The organism is Cyclobacterium sp. SOCE241, assembly GCF_056867545.1.
Genome location: NZ_CP149779.1, coordinates 3,180,570 through 3,198,952 on the forward strand (window position 1 = coordinate 3,180,570; position 18,383 = coordinate 3,198,952).

Below are 18,383 nucleotides of genomic sequence, written 5' to 3' on the forward strand. Positions count from 1 at the left end.
TCTTTTAGACTATTTCAAGTGATTTTTTTGCTCCTTTTCCAAAACCCCTAAACCGAAAAGGGCAAAATCATACTTAATGGGATCTGCAGCATCCATAAGCCTTAAATTCCTTGTAAGCTCCATGGCTGTTTGCCAGTCAGTTTGTTTCCGTTGAATAAGACCAAGTGACCGCCCTATTCTATCTACATGCAGATCACAGGGACACACCAATTGAGCCGGAGAGATTTTATTCCACAATCCAAAATCAACTCCCTTATCATCTCTTCTTACCATCCATCTCAAAAACATATTGATCCGTTTGCAGGCCGACTTTTTCTTCGGACTGGCAATGTGTTTTCTTGTACGCCTTGGGGCTTGTTCTGAATCAAAAAACAAATCATGAAAATTGTTAAGGAGTATTTCCATGACATCCACCTCAGCACTATAACCACGGGTAAATGCCTTCTCTAAACTCTCATTTTCACGATAATACCTGGAAAAAAATCTATAAAATAAAGGGTATCTAAGTCATTAAAAGTCCTGTGTTTAAACGTCATCAACTGTTTAAGCTCCTTTTCAGAATGGTTTAAAACAAAATCATAAGGGCTATTGCCCATCAAGTCCATCAATTCCAAACTCTTATTAATGATAGTTTTGCGCTGTCCCCAAGCCAGAATGGCTGCAAAAAACCTGAAATCTCTATATCTTGTAACTTTGAAAACCGATGCGGAATTGAAATAGGATCATCATCAATAAAAGAAGGCTGGTTAAAAAGCAATACCTTTTCATCCAAAAAGTCCTTGAGGTTATCCATCAGCTAAAACCACTTTTACTTCTCCTCCTTGTGTGCCGTCAAACCATTTGAGTAATATGCTTTTCTCGTCCTTCGAGGCAATATGCCAATCAAAGCATTTAATGTTTGCTAAACTTATTAACTGATCATCCTCGGGTTTGTAGAGGCAAATATCAAAATCTGGTATATTGGCCAATTCTGTCGTGTTCCACCTTTCGAGCAACCAGCCCTCTTTCAAGATAATGATTCGTTTTCCAAATACAAAGTCCTCAATTACCGAAGGGATTCCGTCATTTCTTCTTAGGTGATAACACTCAGGACCGAAAATTATTTGCTTAAAGAGTTTTCCTTCAATCAAATTTGATTCCTCTGTCATGTAAACCCACTCAGATTTATTCTGTATTTTGGTGGGAGAACCACCAAATTTAGCCAAAAGAGAAGACAGCCAAGAGAAAAAATACGTTATACCAATAAATAACAACCCGAAAGTTGCGAGTACGGGATAAGTAAGTACGAAAATGGCATTCCAAATAAATTTGAAAAACCTATGGAAGAAAAGTTCAATTGAATTCATTATTTGCCAATCCAATTTCAAAATTAAGCCAAAATACCCAAACAAGCAAAAATCAAATTTTGCTAAACAATCCCAACACCCATCAGTATAAAGCCTGACATTGTCAACTGATTTACCTACCTTTGCAGGCTGAAAACACCTAAGCACCATGACCCTAACTGAAGAGATAGCGAAGAGAAAGACTTTTGGAATAATAGCTCACCCTGATGCAGGAAAAACCACATTAACGGAGAAAATGCTCCTTTTTGGGGGTGCCATTAAAACTGCAGGGGCAGTTAAATCAAATAAAATTGATACTGCGACCAAGTCCGATTGGATGGAAATTGAAAAACAGAGAGGAATCTCTGTAGCTACTTCCGTAATGGGGTTTGAGTACAAAGGGCAAAAAATAAACCTCCTTGACACTCCCGGACACCAAGATTTTGCGGAAGACACCTACCGTACGCTTACAGCAGTTGACTCTGTCATAATGGTCATTGACTGTGTAAAAGGTGTAGAAATTCAAACCGAAAAATTAATGGAAGTTTGCCGAATGCGGAAGACTCCCGTTATTTGTTTTATCAATAAGTTAGATAGAGAAGGTCGAGACCCTTATGATTTATTGGATGAAGTTGAGTCCAAATTAAACATTCAGGTAAGACCTCTATCGTGGCCCATTTCCATGGGGAAATCCTTTAAAGGTGTCTATAATTTGTATGAAAAGCAGTTGAACCTATTCACACCTAGTCAGCGGAAATTAAGTGATGACAGAATTATCATTGAAGACTTGAGCTCTGAAATATTGGATGATCGAATAGGGACAAACCTTGCAGACCAACTTAGGGAAGATGTAGCTTTAATAGATGGAGTTTATCCAGAATTTGATCCCAAGGAGTACCTTGAAGGAAGTGTAGCACCGGTATTTTTCGGATCTGCTGTCAACAACTTTGGGATCAAAGAAATGCTGGACACCTTTATTAAAATCGCTCCAGGACCTAAAAGTCGCCAAACAGAACAAAGAGAGGTGGTTCCTACTGAGGATCAATTCAGTGGGTTTATATTTAAAATCCATGCCAATATGGATCCTAAACACCGAAACCGAATCGCATTTTTGAGAATTTGTTCCGGTAAATTTACTCGAAACAAGCCTTACAATCATGTAAGAGGCACTAAGCCTCTGCGCTTTTCCAATGTCACCTCTTTTATGGCCCAAGACAAAGAAATTATTGAAGAGGCTTTTCCGGGGGACATTGTGGGGCTATATGACACCGGAAACCTAAAAATTGGAGACAGTATCACTGATGGGGAAAACCTTACTTTTAAAGGTATCCCAAGCTTTTCTCCCGAAATATTCAGAGAAGTGGTCAATAAAGACGCCATGAAAACCAAGCAGCTTGATAAAGGCTTGCAACAGTTAATGGAAGAAGGTGTCGCGCAGCTTTTTACTTTTGAAATAGGGTCTCGTAAGGTAGTCGGAACAGTTGGCCAGCTTCAGTTTGAAGTTATCAAATTTAGGTTGAAAAACGAATACAATGCCACAGCCGATTTTGTCCCCATGAATTTGTACAAGGCTTGTTGGATCACAAGTAATGACAAAAAGAAACTGGATGAATTTATTCGTTCAAAGCAAAGGCATATAGCTAAAGACAAGGACGGAAAACTTGTATTCATGGCAGAAAGCAAAGCTTGGCTCCAAATGGTTAAGGACAATTTTCCTGAGATCGAATTTCACTACACATCAGAACTATAAATTCATAAAACCTGATCAAACATGAAAAAGCCATTTAACGTTATCTTTGAAGACAATCATTTGCTGGTCGTTAATAAGGCTGCGGGGATATTGGTACAAGGAGATAAAACCGGAGACAAAACACTTACTGATCTTTGCAAAACCTATATCGCCAATAAGTATAACAAACCCGGCGCTGTGTTTCTACACCCTGTTCACAGGCTAGATAGACCTGTAAGTGGAATTGTGGTCTTTGCAAGAACTTCCAAGGCCTTGGAAAGAATGACGGCATTGTTCAGAAAAAGAGAAGTTCATAAGGTTTATTGGGCGGTAGTGAAGCGAAGACCCAAAGAGGAATCCGGAAAGCTAACTCATTGGCTGGTTAAAGATTCGGAAAAAAACATTTCCTCGGCGTATGAAAAAGAGGTACCCAATGCGAAAAGGTCTGAATTAACCTATAAGAGCATGGGCAAATTAAATGATCACTGGCTATTGGAGCTTCGACCGATTACAGGAAGACCACATCAATTGCGTGTACAACTATCAACCATGAATTGCCCCATAAGAGGTGACATAAAGTATGGTTTCTCGAAACCGAATCCCGATGCAAGCATAAACCTCCATGCATTTCATTTGGTTTTTATACACCCCATCAAAAAGGAAAAATTATTCTTAAGAGCAGCCTTACCTGAAGAGCCGTTTTGGGAGCAGTTTTTGGAGTTTGAAAACATAAAATCAGCCGATCGCCGCTTAGACAATACATTTAGCGGATAAATTTTGTGGGTAATGTTCAAGAATATTTTTTCATTTTTCTATTTTCCCTTGGGTCAATTTCTGCTTTTAGCCAAGAAGAAGGAGTTTTTTGGGAAATATACGGTGCTGATTCCACAGCACCTTCTTACCTTTTCGGGACTATTCACCTAATTTGCCAAGAGGATTTTGTTATTAATGAAAAGATAGCTGATAAGTTAGCTATGTCTGACTATCTTGTTCTAGAAATTGACATGGACGACCCTCAACTTCAAGTGTCTATGCAACAGAATCTTTACAATAAAAAGGGACAAAAAATTACGGATTTTCTTTCTGAAGAAGCTTATCTAACAATTCATACCTATATAAAAGAAAGGACAGGAATGGACATGGATATGCTAAAAGAAATGCGCCCTATGGTATTGATGTCGCTTTTGTACAACAACCTCCTAGAATGTGAAACCATGTCCCTAGAGATGGAATTAATGGCATTGGCCAATACCGAAAACAAAGAAATCCTTGGATTAGAAACTGTTGAAGAACAAATGTCATTCTTTGACCTTATCCCATTAAGCAATCAATACGAAAGCTTCTATGCTTATATTAAGGACATAGAAAAAGGTCAAGCTGAGTTCCGCAAGCTTATCAATGCTTACAAAGAAGAAAAAATTACCGACTTATTACAGATGGTCGCAGAGAGTCCGGAATACAAAGATTATCAAGACGAATTTCTTTATGAAAGAAACCAAAAATGGATGAAACCCATGACCCAAATAATGGAAAATGGAACAGCTTTTTTGCAGTTGGAGCAGGCCATTTGGCAGGCCCAAAGGGATTAATCAACCTATTAAAAAGCCAAGGTTTTACTGTTAGAAGAATAGAAATGTAAATTCAATTCTTTGAAGCTGACTTGGTAAAAAAAGTATAAATCCCAACCAAGCTTACAACCAATAGCGCCACTATAAGTACATATTGCCAAATTGGCGATTTGGTAGTAAGGGCTTCTTGTAAACTACCGGCCAAAGCCCCGGAAGAAAATGCTAGCAAGGTTCTGGGAAGCATACCAAAAACCCAAACCACAAGACCCGCTTTATCCCTGTTCTCAGCATGGCAAACACCAAATTTGAGATCGCAAAAGGGATGACAGGGCTAATTCTAACAAAAAATATTAAACTTCCCATTTGGCCTTTTTTCTCTGAAATAAGCTTCTTGGCTTTTGGGTAAGGTGCCAAAAGCAAATCAAGACTATCTTTCTCCAAAATTCTACCTAAATAGTAGCCTACTGCACTAGCTAGTGTATATGCCAAAACCAAATAGGGGAAAGTTTGCCAACCAAATACATATCCGGAAATTACAGCAAAGAAAGTGGTAGGGACCAAGGCCAAGCCCATCAGAAAGGTGCCTGAAATACAATAAATCAAAACAATTTCTGGCTTAATTATTGGAGACAAATTTATTTCAGACCAATGGCTATAAATCCAGTTTCCAAGAATTATGGCGCCTATGGAGGGAGGATGCTCACCCACAAGACAGCTACAAGTACCCATGGGCTTTGGTTATAGATATTTCTTAAATGCTTGAAAATAGGCGGTTTTTTATTCATCTTTGAACAAAACTAGAAATAATTCTGACTAATATTTAACCAGACATAGGCTTAATTAGAAATTTGTCTCGTCAGGTCGATTAAATTATATAAAACAACTTTATGAAATTTGCTACAAAAGCCATTCACGCAGGGATAAAACCGGACATCGGTACAGGGGCAATTATGACCCCTATTTTCCAAACTTCTACCTATGTTCAAAAATCTCCCGGAGATCACAAAGGTTTTGAATATTCGAGGACCCAGAACCCTACGAGGCAAGCCTTGGAACAAAATTTGGCTGCCTTGGAAAATGGGCAACATGGCTTATGCTTTTCCTCCGGCATGGCCGCTATAGATTGTATACTTAAACTTTTGAAACCTGGTGACGAGGTCATTAGTACCAATGATTTATATGGTGGGACTTATAGAATCTTCACCAAGGTGTTTTCCAAATATGGGATAAAATTTCATTTTGTCAATATGGAAAAACCGGAGGAAATACTCACCTATATCAATGAAAACACCAAAATGATATGGGCCGAAACACCTACGAATCCGATGATGAATATTATTGATATTCAAGCCTTGGCAGGCATTGCCAAAAGCAATCATTTATTATTAGGGGTGGACAATACCTTTGCAACACCCTTTTTGCAAAGCCCGCTGGATCTAGGTGCTGACCTTGTCATGCATTCTGTTACAAAATACCTTGCCGGACATTCAGACGTGGTCATGGGGGCCATTGTGGTAAAGGACAAAAAACTTGCAGAGGATTTGGCCTTTATTCAAAATTCTTGTGGAGCAGTTCCGGGTCCTCAAGATTGCTTTTTAGTTTTGAGAGGAATTAAAACGCTGCACCTTAGGATGGAAAGACATTGCCAAAACGGAAAGACCATTGCAGCCTATCTGAAAAATCACCCTAAAGTTGAAAAGGTTTTTGGCCGGGATTTGAAGATCACCCAAATCATGGCATAGCCAAAGCCCAAATGAATGATTTTGGAGGGATGCTATCTTTCACCTTGAAAGGTAACAATATTGAGGACGCCATAAAGGTTTTGGAAAATTTTAGAATTTTTGTATTGGCAGAATCTTTGGGAGGTGTTGAATCACTATGTGGACACCCTGCTACAATGACCCACGCTAGTATTCCAAAATCTGAAAGGGAAAAAGTAGGTTTATCTGATTCTTTGATCAGGTTAAGTGTAGGAATAGAAGATGCTGAAGATTTAAAAAATGACCTTGCTCAAGCAATGGATAAACTTTAATGAAGCATTTTTGTAAATAACTGTTGACACTTGGTATCAATAGCAAGTATTAACTCTTTGTGATTCTTTTGTAGCAGCGTAAGTACCGGCTGGTATTTTTTACTTACATCTTCCTTCTTGCCCAAATGGCTGCCCAAATGTTGGAGAAGAAGTTGATTTTTATACCATGTGTCCATTTTCTTGGAAAGGGTGTCGATTTCTTGATGAACGACATGTGTAAAGACTGAATTCAAGCCTATGGATAACCTGATTTTTTCGAGGGCGGTAACTTTTTTCAAGCCTTTGTAAATATCGCTAATAGTTTGCGCGTCAAGCTTAGTCTTTGTTCCAAAATAAAAATAGTCAATCTCTTCGTTAATTATCTGATTGATTGCAGTATTAATATTCAAGATTGACATCCCCTGAGAAAATTTATATATGTCCCTATAAAGGTTTTCCCATTGGTGTAGAGGAACAGAAAGAATTAGCTCGTAAACCTCGGTATAAACCCTATCTTTATCAGAAGAGATAAGCTTCCCATAATCTGAATAATGGCCTTTTTCTGCCAGCATATGGTTTATAAACCCCTCTTCAATTAGACGAATATGCTTAACTTTTCGAAGATTTTTTTGCAAGGGTTTGAAAGGTGAAAATATCTTGCCAATCTTTTTTTCTTATTGAAATGAACCCTTTCCAATAACTGAATATATACGCTAAAAAATCCAAATGCGCCTCTAGCTCAATGGCTTTTTTGGACTTCATTTTTTTTGAAAGTTCTTCAAACAATACCTTCCCGGCATCGTAGTGCTTGTCAAAAACATGTAAAACCAAGGGTAAGGTAGATGCTTCCATTGCTATTCATTTATTTTTACAGTTGTAGCTCCATATCCAAAATTAGTCTTCTGACTGTCTTTAAAGTATTTAATCCCTTGCAATTGACTTAAATACTTGTGTATGTTTTTTCTCAAAACTCCATTCCCAATGCCATGAATAAAAACAATTTCATCCATTCCCGAGGCAATGGCGTCATTGAGATTCGTTTCAAACGTTTTCATCTGCAATTGTAACATTTCACCATTACTCATCAGGTCATGGTCTTTTGTCAATTTATCTATATGTAAGTCAATGGAAGCTGGAGGCCTTTTCACCTTTGCCACCGGATAAACATCTTGGGGACTAGGATTAAGCTCCTTATTCAATTGATTAATGTTCAATATTTTAACGGCATTGTCTAACCTAAAAAAATAAGCTTCTTTATTTATTAATGGTGCTTTCCCTTTATTTTTAAAAAATGAGGAAGCTTTTAGTTTTATATTTCTTACCTGTACGGGTTGTTGTTTATCAAATCGTTTATTTAAAAAGGCCATCATTACACTGAAAGGTGGCCACTGTTCGAAATCAGGAAGCAATTTTTCTCCTAACTTAGTAAATGACTTTCCTTTCACTACACCCGCTCCCATATTTTTCGCATTGTTTTGCTGATGTTCGTCAAAAGAAAAAAGACAATCCTTGGAATGGTTATTGATAAGAACCATGTCGTAAACCTGATCATTGTAAGGGACATAGGCTATAAAAACCCCCTCTTCAGAAACTGCAGGGTCGCTTTTTGGAAGACTTGACTGAAACCCTGATGTTTTCTTTGGCTTGGTATCAAAATAAGCCTCTTCAGCCTCATTGATAACCACTACCTCTGATTTGAGAGCAGGAATTCTAAATCCATCCTCAATTTCAATTTCCACTTGGCCTCCAGAAGAAAGTTTGGTAATTATACCTTCCTCTTTCCCATGCAACAACCTAACTTTATCCCCTATATTCATGTCTCAAATTTACCAAATAGATTGGGGAATATCACATTTAATCACTTTTGATTCTATGAATCCCCTTTTATTTCCATTTCATGATTCGACAATCATTCTTCTCAACTGCATGGTCTTACCGGTGGATTTCCTACTCAATAACTTGATCAAATTCTCCGATAGCTCAAGGCAAAGCTTAAATTTCTTTTTCCGCATTACTTATATATAACATACAAGTCAAAATCATTACGACCACCTTGATTTTAAAGGCAATAAAACAAAAAGAAACCCATTATAAAACAAAATGGGTTTCTTTTTTTACACTTACAATACAATATTTACAATTTTTCCCGGAACAACGATGACTTTTTTAGGCTGCTGTCCTTTGGTCCATTTTTGAATTTGCTCATCTTGTAAGGCGGCTTCTTCAATTTCCTGTTTTGACAAACTTAATGAAAGCTCAATTTTAGCCCTCATTTTACCATTAATGGAAACAGGGTATTGATGGCTATCCTCAGTTAGGTATTTCTCTTCTGCAATGGGAAATTGGGCATGGATAATAGATTGCTCATGACCTAAAAGCTCCCATAATTCTTCTGAAATATGAGGTGCGTAGGGTGACAATACAATCAATAGAGGTTCCAAAACCTCTCTATTGTTACACTTCAAGGCTGACAATTCGTTGACACAAATCATAAAGGAAGAAACTGAAGTATTGAACGCATGTCTTTCAATATCCTCCTCCACTTTTTTCATGGTTTTGTGCAAAGATTTTAACGCCTCTTTAGAAGCCGGTTTGTCGGACACATTCCATTTGCCATCTTTATCATGAAACAACCTCCACAATTTTTTCAAGAATTTAAATACACCATCGATCCCATTGGTGTTCCAAGGCTTGAATTGCTCCAAAGGCCCCAAGAACATTTCGTACAATCTTAAAGTATCTGCTCCGTAACTTTCAATGACATCATCAGGGTTGACTACATTGTATTTGGACTTTGACATTTTTTCAACCTCAGCCCCACAATTGTATTTACCATCTTCCAAAATAAATTCAGCATCTTTCAAATCAGGTCTCCAATTTCGGAACGCCTCTATATCCAGCTGATCATTGTAAACGATATTAACATCTACATGCATTGAACTTACCTCATGCTCACCTATCAACCCATGGCTCACAAAGATGTTGGTGCCTTTTTTACGGTAAACAAAATTAGACCTACCTTGGATCATCCCCTGGTTGATCATTTTTTGGAAAGGCTCTTCTATAGGAACCAAACCCCTGTCAAATAAAAACTTAGTCCAAAATCTAGAATACAACAAATGTCCTGTAGCATGTTCAGCTCCTCCGATGTACAAGTCCACCGATCCCCAATAATTTGCAGCTGATTTACTTACAAATTCCTCCTTATTTTGAGCATCCATGTATCTAAAAAATACCAGCTAGACCCTGCCCATCCCGGCATGGTGCTCATTTCTAATGGAAAAGTTCCTTCTTCAGTCTTGTAAGTCCAGTCCTTGGCTCTTCCAAGTGGTGGAGCTCCATCTTCTGTAGGTAAGTATTTATCCACTTCAGGAAGTGGCAATGGCAAATCACGTTCATCTACCAAATAGGGTAAATCATTTTTAAAATAAACGGGAAGTGGCTCACCCCAATAGCGTTGGCGGGTAAAAATAGCATCCCTCATTTTATATTGGATTTTCCCCTTCCCTATCCCTTTCTCTTCGAGAAACGCAATGGCCTTGTCCATAGCCTCTTGCATTTTTAATCCGCTAATGAAGCCTGAATTCATTATGGTTCCTCCCTTTCCGGGAAAAGACCCCTCTGACATGTCCCCTTCAATTACTTGTCTTTTTTCCAATCCAAAATGGTTGGCAAAATTATAATCACGCTCATCATGGGATGGCACAGCCATAACTGCCCCGGTTCCATACCCCGCCAATACATAATCAGCAATCCAAATAGGAATACTTTCCCCATTAAATGGGTTTTTTGCATAACTACCTGTAAAAGCACCGGAAATAGTCTTGACATCAGCCATTCTATCCCTTTCAGACCTGTTCTTGGCCTGCGCAACATAACTGACTGCTATTTCTCTTTGGTCTTCTGTAATTAACTTTTCTACCAATTCATGCTCCGGAGCTAATGCCAAATAAGTCACTCCATATATGGTGTCAATCCTTGTTGTAAAGACTTTGATTTTTTCGTTTTGACCTTCTACATCAAATACCATTTCTGCACCCAAAGATCTACCTATCCAGTTCCTTTGCATTTCCTTAACAGGGTCTGGCCAATCTAAACTTTCCAAACCATTCAGTAATCTTTCAGCATAGGCGGTAATTCGCATACTCCATTGCATCATACGTTTTCTTTCTACGGGATGCCCTCCTCTTTCAGAGAAACCATCCTTGACCTCATCGTTAGAAAGCACCGTACCCAATGCCGCACACCAATTGACAGTGGTCTCTGCCAAATAAGTAAGCCTATACCTTAATAATACTTTTTGTTTTTCCTCTGTTGAATACTCCGCCCAATCCTCAGCACTAAAAATCTCAGTATCCTCATCACAAGCTGCTTTAACTCCCTTGTTTCCTTCTTTTTCAAAGATTGATACAAGATGAGCTATTGGCATGGCCTTATCAGCTGCCATGTCATAATAGCTTTCAAAAAGCTGCATAAATATCCACTGTGTCCATCGATAATATTCAGGATCAGAGGTTCTTACTTCTTTACTCCAATCAAAGGCAAATCCTATGTTCTTGAGTTGTTCGGTATACCTTTTAATATTTTCTTCAGTGGTAATTGCAGGATGTTGACCTGTCTGAATCGCATATTGCTCTGCCGGAAGACCAAATGAATCGTAGCCCATTGGATGCAATACATTGAATCCTTTCAATCTTTTGTAACGTGTTACAATATCAGAGGCAATGTAACCTAATGGATGGCCTACGTGAAGTCCTGCTCCAGAAGGATACGGAAACATATCCAAAGAATAAAACTTGGGTTTATTTGTTTCCGGACTAGCATTGAAAATTCCGGTTTGCTCCCAGCGGTCCTGCCATTTTTTTTCAATGGCGCGAAAATTATAATCAGACATTTTCAGTAATTGTAAAATTATTGGTCAATTCAATTCCAAAAGTATAAAAAATATCCCTATTCATTTCGAATATGGATAACTATATATAAATCACTTTTTAATTAAAAAATAATATCGTGGTCAAATCTACCAATTTCTAAAAACTCTTCCCCTTCTTTGAAAAATCCAGTTTCTCCAAAATCCGTATGAAAAATTAATTTCAGCCCCTGCACTTAAGGTAAAATACCCATCATATCGGGCTCCCGGCTCATTTAGCCTTGGGTCACCACTGCCTCTTCTTGCACTTCCTTGAGTATTCCTGATCAACTCTATATTTGGTTCTCCATTTGGAAGTAAAAATCGTTCTTGCCTAACTGAAAGCCGAAGCCTATCAGGGTTTTCTCCGGAAATATAATCTTCGATCAACTCTTCATAAAAACCGGAAATATCAAAAGCACTGACATCATCCAAATAATCTGAAAATGTAAACCTATAATTACCTTCAATGAATAAATCCAAATATAAATTTGCCTTGAATTTTAAACCAATCCCCATAGGCATGATCACAACCACGTTATTATAAAGTTCATTTTCAGTTCGCAATGGTCGCAATGCCACCCAATTATCTTTATAATTAGTGTATGGATCAATGGTAGAGGCTCCCAAGCCTAAAAAGACATAGGGATTAAAAAAGTCTCTATTGATATTGTATTTTTTCACTGGTTTTAAGTAGTACTCTATCAAAATTGCTGTCTCCCAATTTTTACTGCGGAAATTTAAGTTCCTAGGTACTCTACCACTTTTGGGATCAGCATGATCATCTTGACCGGAAATTTGGTAATACCCTAGATCTCCTCTGACTTTCAGATTGGTACCGAAGGTATACCTTGCACTAAACCCTGCGTAATAATCCGGTTGTACACCTTCCTTGTATTGCCATAATGCATAAAGGTCTCCAAAGTACTGGGATGGGCCACCTTGTAGAGAAAAAGACCATAATTCCTCTCTTCTGTACTTGTTAAACCCTTGACCAAATGTTTGTAGTAAAATACACGTTAAAAAAATGTAATAAAAAATATTTTCTTGCTCATCTTACGCTAAACCTAATCCCTCGCCATTAACCTATTGGCTATAAACCCCCTAAAGATAATATAGAAAGCTACAATAAAAAAATTACTTTGTGGCAATTTTATCCAAGCCTGAGCGTATGTGTAAATCTCTCTGAGGGAAAGGAATTTCTATGTTCTCTTCCTTAAATTTTTTAAAGATTGCATAGTACAGCTGACTTTTCAAAACATTTGGTTTGTTGGTATATTCAGTGGTCCAAACCCTCAGATTAAAATCAATACTACTATCATTGTATTTATCAAAAAGTACATCGGGCTCCGGTTTGGTCAATACACCCGGATATTCTTTCACCACTTCCAAAAGAATCCGTCTAATTTTTTCAGGGTCCTCTTTATAGGATACACCTACAGGAATATTAAACCTTATATTACTGTCATTGTGTGACCAATTGATAACAGAATTATCAATAAATTGACTATTCGGAACAATAATAGAAATATTATCATTGGTAAGTATGGTAGTGGATCTGGTAGATATTTTTTCGACATCTCCATATACTTCATCGACTTCTATCCTGTCTCCTACTTTAATTGGTCTCTCCAAAAGAATGATCAAACCACTTATGAAATTATTTGTGATATTTTGTAGTCCAAATCCAATCCCTACGCCGATTGCCCCGGCTAAAATCCCTAAGGCACTCAGGTCCACATTACTATTCTGCAAAATGGTTATTAAACCGATGATGATAAGCAGGTACTTGAAGAAAGATGCAATGGATTGACGAATGCCAACTTCAATTTTATATCTGGCCAAAACTTTATTAGCAAGAAACCTTCTAGCCAGTTCGGATATTGCAAAAACCAAGACTATGGATACGGTTAAACCTAAAAATAACCCTATGGTCAACCTAGTTTCTCCGACCATAATAATTTTAAAATCGAGAATTTCGTTTATTTTTTGAATAGTTCTGTAAAATCTCCATTCTTAATATCTTGTATAAATTCAAACATAAAATTTATCTTTAATTTACAAGTAATACCCTGGTAATCTACGGAAAATTAATCAAGAAATCTTGCAAAAAAATTCATTAACAAACACTCTTTGAGGCAAATAGTTAAATTTCCTATTCCATTCCATAAAAAGCCTACAATTTAGGTACATTTGTTGCTAATTTCATGCCATGAGTAAACAAAACGAAGAACTCGAACATAGACTAAAACTCAGAAACATCAAACATTCTGATTTTAATGACATCCGGGAAATAATGGTTTCTACTTACAAAACCGAAGCCATGTCTTGGACCAAGGAAGAATTTGAAAACCAACTAAATGCTTTTCCGGAAGGTCAAATCTGCCTAGAAGATAATGGAAAGGTCGTAGCAGTGGCCCTAAGTATCATTGTTGATTATTCTAAATACGGGGATAATCACTCCTATGAGCAGATCATTGGCTACGGCAAGTTTGACACCCATGATGATAGCGGAGACACGCTTTATGGCACCGATGTTTTCGTAGATAAAGAATACAGAGGATTAAGATTAGGAAGAAGACTGTATGATGCCCGTAAGGAGCTATGTGAAAACCTAAATTTAAGGTCAATTATTGCAGGTGGAAGAATTCCCGGATACAGCAAATTCGCTGATAAAATGTCTCCTCGAAAATACATAGAATTAGTAAAGAATAAGGAAATTTTTGATCCGGTTCTTTCCTTTCAGCTTGCCAACGAATTTCACGTAAGAAAAGTAATCACAAAATATTTACCCGAAGATACCGACTCGAGGGCTTACGCAACACTACTTGAGTGGATCAATATCTACTACGAAAAAGAAGAAAAGCTCATTGGCAATAAAAAAACAATTGTTAGACTAGGTCTTGTACAATGGAAAATGAGGCGATTTAATGATGTTGACGACCTCATGCAGCAAGTAGAGTTTTTTGTAGACACGGTATCTGATTACCAATCTGATTTTTGCTTATTCCCGGAGTTTTTTAATGCCCCGCTTCTGGCAGGATTTAATAAAATGGACGCTTCAGAAGCCATCAGAAATTTGGCGGATTACACGGAAGAGATCATTAACCGGATGCGGGATCTTGCCCTGTCATACAATGTAAATATCATTGCTGGTAGCATGCCTGAATACGATGGAAAAAACTTCGAAATGTCAGTTATTTATGCAGAAGAGATGGCACCATGGACAAGCAATACAAGCTCCATATTACACCGGACGAACAATCTTACTGGGGGCTACAAGGAGGGAATGGTATCAGCGTTTTTGACACAGATGCCGGAAAAGTTGGTATACTCATCTGTTACGATGTAGAATTCCCAGAGTTAGGACGGATTTTGGCTGAAAAAGAAATGGACATTCTTTTTGTTCCATTTTGGACAGATACAAAAAATGCGTACCTCAGGGTAAGCACTTGTGCCAAGGCAAGAGCTATCGAAAATGAATGTTATGTGGCCATAACCGGTTCTGTGGGAAATCTCCCTAGGGTAGAAAACATGGACATTCAGCATTCCCAAGCAGCCATATATTCACCGTCTGATTTTTCATTCCCTCATGATGCAATTATAGGTGAAGCTTCTCTGAATACAGAAACTACGATCGTGGCGGATGTAGACTTGGCCTTGTTAACCAAATTGCGTAAAACAGGAAGTGTTCGAAACCTTGAACAACGAAGGCTAGACCTGTACTCAATACAATGGAAAAAAAATAGGAAATGAATCACTTCAATATAAATTATAAAGAAGTCCTTTCTAAAGCTAAAGACATTAAACTTATTGTTACAGATCTGGATGGTGTTTTGACAGATGGGGGCATAGTATTGGATGACAACGGAATGGAATACAAGAGGTTTCAAGTTAAGGATGGGCAAATCATCCGTTTTCTTCGTGAATCCGGTATCAAAACCGGGATTATTACCGGTAGAGACGTGTCCGTATCGAAAATCCGTTGTGAACAAATGGGAGTAGATTTTCACTTACATGGAGTAAATGATAAATGGCCCACATTACTATCCATTATCACAGAAATGGGTTTGAAAACCAATCAAGTTGCTTATATTGGAGATGATATAATTGACATGGAATTACTGAGCCATGCAGGCTTTTCTGCAGCTCCGGCAGATGCCATCTTCTACATCAAGGACAAGGTGGATTATGTTACTTTAAAAAAGGTGGCGAAGGAGCTTTTAGGGAACTGGCAGATTTAATCCTTTATGCCAATGGAAACCTTCCTTCACCCATTACCTCTACCGCAAATTAATTGACTAATAAAAACCTTAAAAATGAAAATTAGCCAACAAGAGATGACCATAAATGGAAACTTAAAACTAGGTGGAAATCAACCTGTTTTATTTTCAGGGCCCTGTGCAGTTGAAAGTCCGGAAATATGTCTGGAAATTGGCACTAAAATAAAAACCTTGTCAGAAAAACATGGCTTTGGCTATGTATTTAAAGCCTCCTTCGACAAGGCTAACCGAACCTCTACAGAATCATTTAGAGGCATTGGGTTTGAAAAATCTTTACAAGTATTGGAAATGGTTGGTCAAACCCTTGACGTTCCTTTGGTCACAGACATACATGAAAGTTATCAAGTGGAAGCGGTAGCTGAGGTAGTAGATGTATTGCAAATCCCGGCATTTCTCTGCAGGCAAACCGACTTACTAATAGCAGCAGGAAAAACCGGTAAAGCCATCAAGATTAAACGGGGTCAATTTATGGCTCCTGAAGACATGCAATATGCGGTGGATAAAATTCGATCCACAGGTAACAACAACGTGGCCCTTACAGAAAGAGGATTCTCGCTAGGCTACCATAACCTTGTAGTTGATATGCGAGCATTACCTATAATGCGCCAGTTTGCTCCTGTAGTTTTTGATGTAACTCACAGTGTTCAGCAGCCCGGCGCAAATAAAGGAAGCAGCGGAGGACAGAGACAGATGGCTCCTTATCTTGCAAGGGCAGCAGCTGCTGCAGGTGTGGACGGGTTCTTTATAGAAACTCACCCCAACCCGTCTGTTGCTTTAAGTGATGGCCCAAATATGGTCCCTCTGGATAAAATGGATGAATTTCTAGCCATGCTAAAAGATGCATGGACAATAGGAAATAATTATAAAAAGTATTCTTTGCAATGAAGAAAGCTAAGTGGTACTTCTTTTTATTTTGGTTTGGGCTAATGCTTTGTTTGAGCATCAATGCCTTTTCCCAAAACCAATTGGTAAGTGGGCAGATTAGAACACTTATCGAAGGAGACAGTACCTACTTTAACATTGCTTTTGATCAGTACCCATTACACTCGAGAACAGCGCTAATTTCTTTTTATACTGAAAGGTCTTTCATACCGGGGTGGTCAGAAAATCAACAATTGACTTGCAATGCTCTGGAATTGCGACACCTTATTCAAAATGCATCTTTTGATGGCTTACTACCGGAAGATTACCACCTAGAAGGCCTTAACTCTTTTTTGAAAAATATTTTTCAGGAATTCCCTTAACTCCCTTTGAATTGGCCAAGGTAGATTTTTTACTTAGTGATGCATTTATCCTATATGCCAACCATATTTTCGGAGGGAAAGTCCATCCGGAACACCTCCACAACACTTGGGAAATCTTGCAGAAAGGAAATGAACTCAAAGTAATAGAAAAACTCTACTTGGCTGTATCAGAAAATAACGTAAAAAAACAACTTTTCAGCTTGCAGCCAAAATTTGCTATTTATCCACGCATGAGGCAATCCATGAAAAAATATTTGGAGCTAGAAAAACTTATCTCCGGAAAAAACTGGCAAAAGATATCTCCGAAAGAATCAATTGAGCCTCTTCAAGAAAATGAATTGATCCCCTCCATTCGGAAAAGGTTGCAATTGTGGAAAGACCTAAAGCCTTATCCTCTTTCATCTGGAGCAGAAAATATTTTCGACTTCCTAATGCTTCAAGGTGTTAGAACCTTCCAAGAAAGAAATGGGCTTCATCCGGACGGGGTACTCGGAAAGGCCACGATAGAAGCATTGAACAAATCCCCTCAAGAACTTATCAAGCAGGTAAGTGTCAATATGGAAAGGTTAAGATGGCTTCCCGACACAACTGTACAGGAATTTATATTGGTCAATATCGCCAACTATTCATTGGATTACATCAATAAAAAAGACACCTTACTTCATTCCAATGCCATTGTAGGGAAAACCTACAGAAAAACTCCCGTTTTCAATGGGACTATGAGTTATTTGGTCTTTAGTCCTACTTGGACAGTTCCTCCTACTATATTGAAAAATGATGTAATCCCTGCGGTAAAGGAAAATCCTAATTACCTTCAATCAAAAAACATGCGTATTCTTGATTTTTCAGGAAAAGAAATCTCCCCATCTTCAATCAATTGGCGCACGGTTAATGGAGATAATTTTAAATACATGGTAAGACAAGACCCAGGACCATCCAACGCCCTTGGCAGGGTAAAGTTTATGTTTCCCAATAAACACAATGTTTACATTCATGACACGCCCTCAAGGTCGCTCTTTTCAAAAGAAGACAGGGCTTTAAGTTCTGGCTGTATACGTATAGAACGTCCTGTAGACCTAGCCAAATTATTACTTTCCGACCAAGAAAAATGGACAGATGATTTAATAAAAGAAGCACTTTCAGACAATAAAGAGCGAACTGTTAGCTTAACAAGAAAAATACCTGTGATTATTCTCTATCTAACCTTTTGGACAGATAGCAGAAAAAAGGAACAAGTAAGGAAAGATATTTATGAAAGAGATGATGAGCTCTATAAGTTAATGCGAAAACCGATAACAAATCAATAAAAATTTA

The 18,383-nt window shown here is 38.0% G+C and carries 14 protein-coding genes and 5 pseudogenes; 9 read left to right on the forward strand and 10 right to left on the reverse strand.

Annotation, left to right across the window (positions count from 1 at the left end; genetic code table 11):
* Window positions 1-9: 9 nt before the first annotated feature.
* Window positions 10-793 (reverse strand): annotated as a pseudogene (locus WG932_RS15875) (TIGR02757 family protein).
* Window positions 786-1,346 carry a hypothetical protein gene (locus tag WG932_RS15880; protein ID WP_014019028.1) on the reverse strand — a complete coding sequence of 187 codons (561 nt, stop codon included), beginning with the start codon at window positions 1,344-1,346 and terminating at the stop codon, window positions 786-788. The pseudogene WG932_RS15875 and the gene WG932_RS15880 overlap by 8 nt, the downstream one beginning before the upstream one ends.
* A 148-nt stretch (window positions 1,347-1,494) precedes the next feature.
* Between WG932_RS15880 and WG932_RS15885 the strand changes: the two genes are divergently transcribed.
* From WG932_RS15885 to WG932_RS15895, 3 genes and pseudogenes are all read left to right on the forward strand, one after another.
* Window positions 1,495-3,075, forward strand: a complete 1,581-nt coding sequence (locus tag WG932_RS15885) for a peptide chain release factor 3 (RefSeq protein ID WP_014019029.1) — start codon at window positions 1,495-1,497, stop codon at window positions 3,073-3,075.
* Window positions 3,076-3,096: 21 nt separating this feature from the next.
* On the forward strand, window positions 3,097-3,828 hold the full coding sequence (locus tag WG932_RS15890; protein ID WP_483084671.1) for an RluA family pseudouridine synthase: 732 nt from the start codon (window positions 3,097-3,099) through the stop codon (window positions 3,826-3,828).
* Between the two features lie 5 nt (window positions 3,829-3,833).
* Window positions 3,834-4,693: pseudogene (locus tag WG932_RS15895) on the forward strand (TraB/GumN family protein).
* Between the two features lie 2 nt (window positions 4,694-4,695).
* Here WG932_RS15895 and WG932_RS15900 read toward each other — a convergent pair.
* Together WG932_RS15900 and WG932_RS15905 are read right to left on the reverse strand one after the other, a co-directional pair.
* A complete protein-coding gene (locus WG932_RS15900; protein WP_483084672.1) occupies window positions 4,696-4,851 on the reverse strand; it encodes a hypothetical protein in 156 nt (51 codons plus the stop codon).
* Window positions 4,845-5,351 (reverse strand): TVP38/TMEM64 family protein, encoded by a 507-nt coding sequence (locus tag WG932_RS15905; protein ID WP_483084673.1) that lies wholly within the window; start codon window positions 5,349-5,351, stop codon window positions 4,845-4,847. Before WG932_RS15905 ends, WG932_RS15900 begins: the two co-directional genes overlap by 7 nt.
* Window positions 5,352-5,509: 158 nt before the next feature.
* On the opposite strand from WG932_RS15905, the pseudogene WG932_RS15910 reads away from it, so the two are divergent.
* Window positions 5,510-6,654 (forward strand): annotated as a pseudogene (locus WG932_RS15910) (cystathionine gamma-synthase).
* Here the strand turns inward: WG932_RS15910 and WG932_RS15915 are convergent.
* From WG932_RS15915 to WG932_RS15940, 6 genes and pseudogenes are all read right to left on the reverse strand, one after another.
* The gene (locus tag WG932_RS15915) at window positions 6,651-7,268 is read right to left on the reverse strand and encodes a hypothetical protein (protein ID WP_483084674.1); all 618 of its coding nucleotides are present in this window, start codon (window positions 7,266-7,268) and stop codon (window positions 6,651-6,653) included. The pseudogene WG932_RS15910 and the gene WG932_RS15915 sit on opposite strands and share 4 nt — an antisense overlap.
* Window positions 7,243-7,485 carry a hypothetical protein gene (locus tag WG932_RS15920; protein WP_483084675.1) on the reverse strand — a complete coding sequence of 81 codons (243 nt, stop codon included), beginning with the start codon at window positions 7,483-7,485 and terminating at the stop codon, window positions 7,243-7,245. Before WG932_RS15920 ends, WG932_RS15915 begins: the two co-directional genes overlap by 26 nt.
* A gap of 2 nt (window positions 7,486-7,487) precedes the next feature.
* Entirely contained in the window at window positions 7,488-8,450 is a 963-nt protein-coding gene (locus WG932_RS15925) for a Smr/MutS family protein (RefSeq protein WP_149391979.1), read from the reverse strand.
* Window positions 8,451-8,753: 303 nt separating this feature from the next.
* A pseudogene (leuS, locus tag WG932_RS15930) lies at window positions 8,754-11,527 on the reverse strand (leucine--tRNA ligase).
* 126 nt (window positions 11,528-11,653) lie between these two features.
* Window positions 11,654-12,226: a hypothetical protein gene (locus WG932_RS15935; RefSeq protein ID WP_483084676.1), complete on the reverse strand. Its 573-nt coding sequence runs from the start codon at window positions 12,224-12,226 to the stop codon at window positions 11,654-11,656.
* 453 nt (window positions 12,227-12,679) lie between these two features.
* A complete protein-coding gene (locus WG932_RS15940; RefSeq protein ID WP_483084677.1) occupies window positions 12,680-13,498 on the reverse strand; it encodes a mechanosensitive ion channel family protein in 819 nt (272 codons plus the stop codon).
* Between the two features lie 256 nt (window positions 13,499-13,754).
* Between WG932_RS15940 and WG932_RS15945 the strand changes: the two are divergent.
* The 5 genes and pseudogenes from WG932_RS15945 to WG932_RS15965 all read left to right on the forward strand — a co-directional run bounded on the left by WG932_RS15945 (window position 13,755) and on the right by WG932_RS15965 (window position 18,376).
* Window positions 13,755-15,298 (forward strand): annotated as a pseudogene (locus WG932_RS15945) (GNAT family N-acetyltransferase).
* On the forward strand, window positions 15,295-15,786 hold the full coding sequence (locus tag WG932_RS15950) for a KdsC family phosphatase (protein WP_483084678.1): 492 nt from the start codon (window positions 15,295-15,297) through the stop codon (window positions 15,784-15,786). Before WG932_RS15945 ends, WG932_RS15950 begins: the two are co-directional and overlap by 4 nt.
* 75 nt (window positions 15,787-15,861) lie before the next feature.
* The gene (kdsA, locus tag WG932_RS15955; protein ID WP_483084679.1) at window positions 15,862-16,710 is read left to right on the forward strand and encodes a 3-deoxy-8-phosphooctulonate synthase; all 849 of its coding nucleotides are present in this window, start codon (window positions 15,862-15,864) and stop codon (window positions 16,708-16,710) included.
* Complete coding sequence (locus WG932_RS15960) at window positions 16,707-17,069, forward strand: L,D-transpeptidase scaffold domain-containing protein (protein ID WP_483084680.1); 363 nt, start codon at window positions 16,707-16,709, stop codon at window positions 17,067-17,069. The genes kdsA and WG932_RS15960 overlap by 4 nt, the downstream gene beginning before the upstream one ends.
* Window positions 17,070-17,080: 11 nt before the next feature.
* Window positions 17,081-18,376, forward strand: a complete 1,296-nt coding sequence (locus tag WG932_RS15965; RefSeq protein WP_483084681.1) for a L,D-transpeptidase family protein — start codon at window positions 17,081-17,083, stop codon at window positions 18,374-18,376.
* Window positions 18,377-18,383 lie beyond the last annotated feature (7 nt).

Coding starts and splice junctions, on each gene's coding strand:
- WG932_RS15880 (WP_014019028.1), bottom strand. CDS start 1,346: ATGAATTCAATTGAACTTTTCTTCCATAGGTTTTTCAAATTTATTTGG.
- WG932_RS15885 (WP_014019029.1), top strand. CDS start 1,495: ATGACCCTAACTGAAGAGATAGCGAAGAGAAAGACTTTTGGAATAATA.
- WG932_RS15890 (WP_483084671.1), top strand. CDS start 3,097: ATGAAAAAGCCATTTAACGTTATCTTTGAAGACAATCATTTGCTGGTC.
- WG932_RS15905 (WP_483084673.1), bottom strand. CDS start 5,351: ATGGGTACTTGTAGCTGTCTTGTGGGTGAGCATCCTCCCTCCATAGGC.
- WG932_RS15920 (WP_483084675.1), bottom strand. CDS start 7,485: ATGGAAGCATCTACCTTACCCTTGGTTTTACATGTTTTTGACAAGCAC.
- WG932_RS15925 (WP_149391979.1), bottom strand. CDS start 8,450: ATGAATATAGGGGATAAAGTTAGGTTGTTGCATGGGAAAGAGGAAGGT.
- WG932_RS15940 (WP_483084677.1), bottom strand. CDS start 13,498: ATGGTCGGAGAAACTAGGTTGACCATAGGGTTATTTTTAGGTTTAACC.
- WG932_RS15950 (WP_483084678.1), top strand. CDS start 15,295: ATGAATCACTTCAATATAAATTATAAAGAAGTCCTTTCTAAAGCTAAA.
- kdsA (WP_483084679.1), top strand. CDS start 15,862: ATGAAAATTAGCCAACAAGAGATGACCATAAATGGAAACTTAAAACTA.
- WG932_RS15960 (WP_483084680.1), top strand. CDS start 16,707: ATGAAGAAAGCTAAGTGGTACTTCTTTTTATTTTGGTTTGGGCTAATG.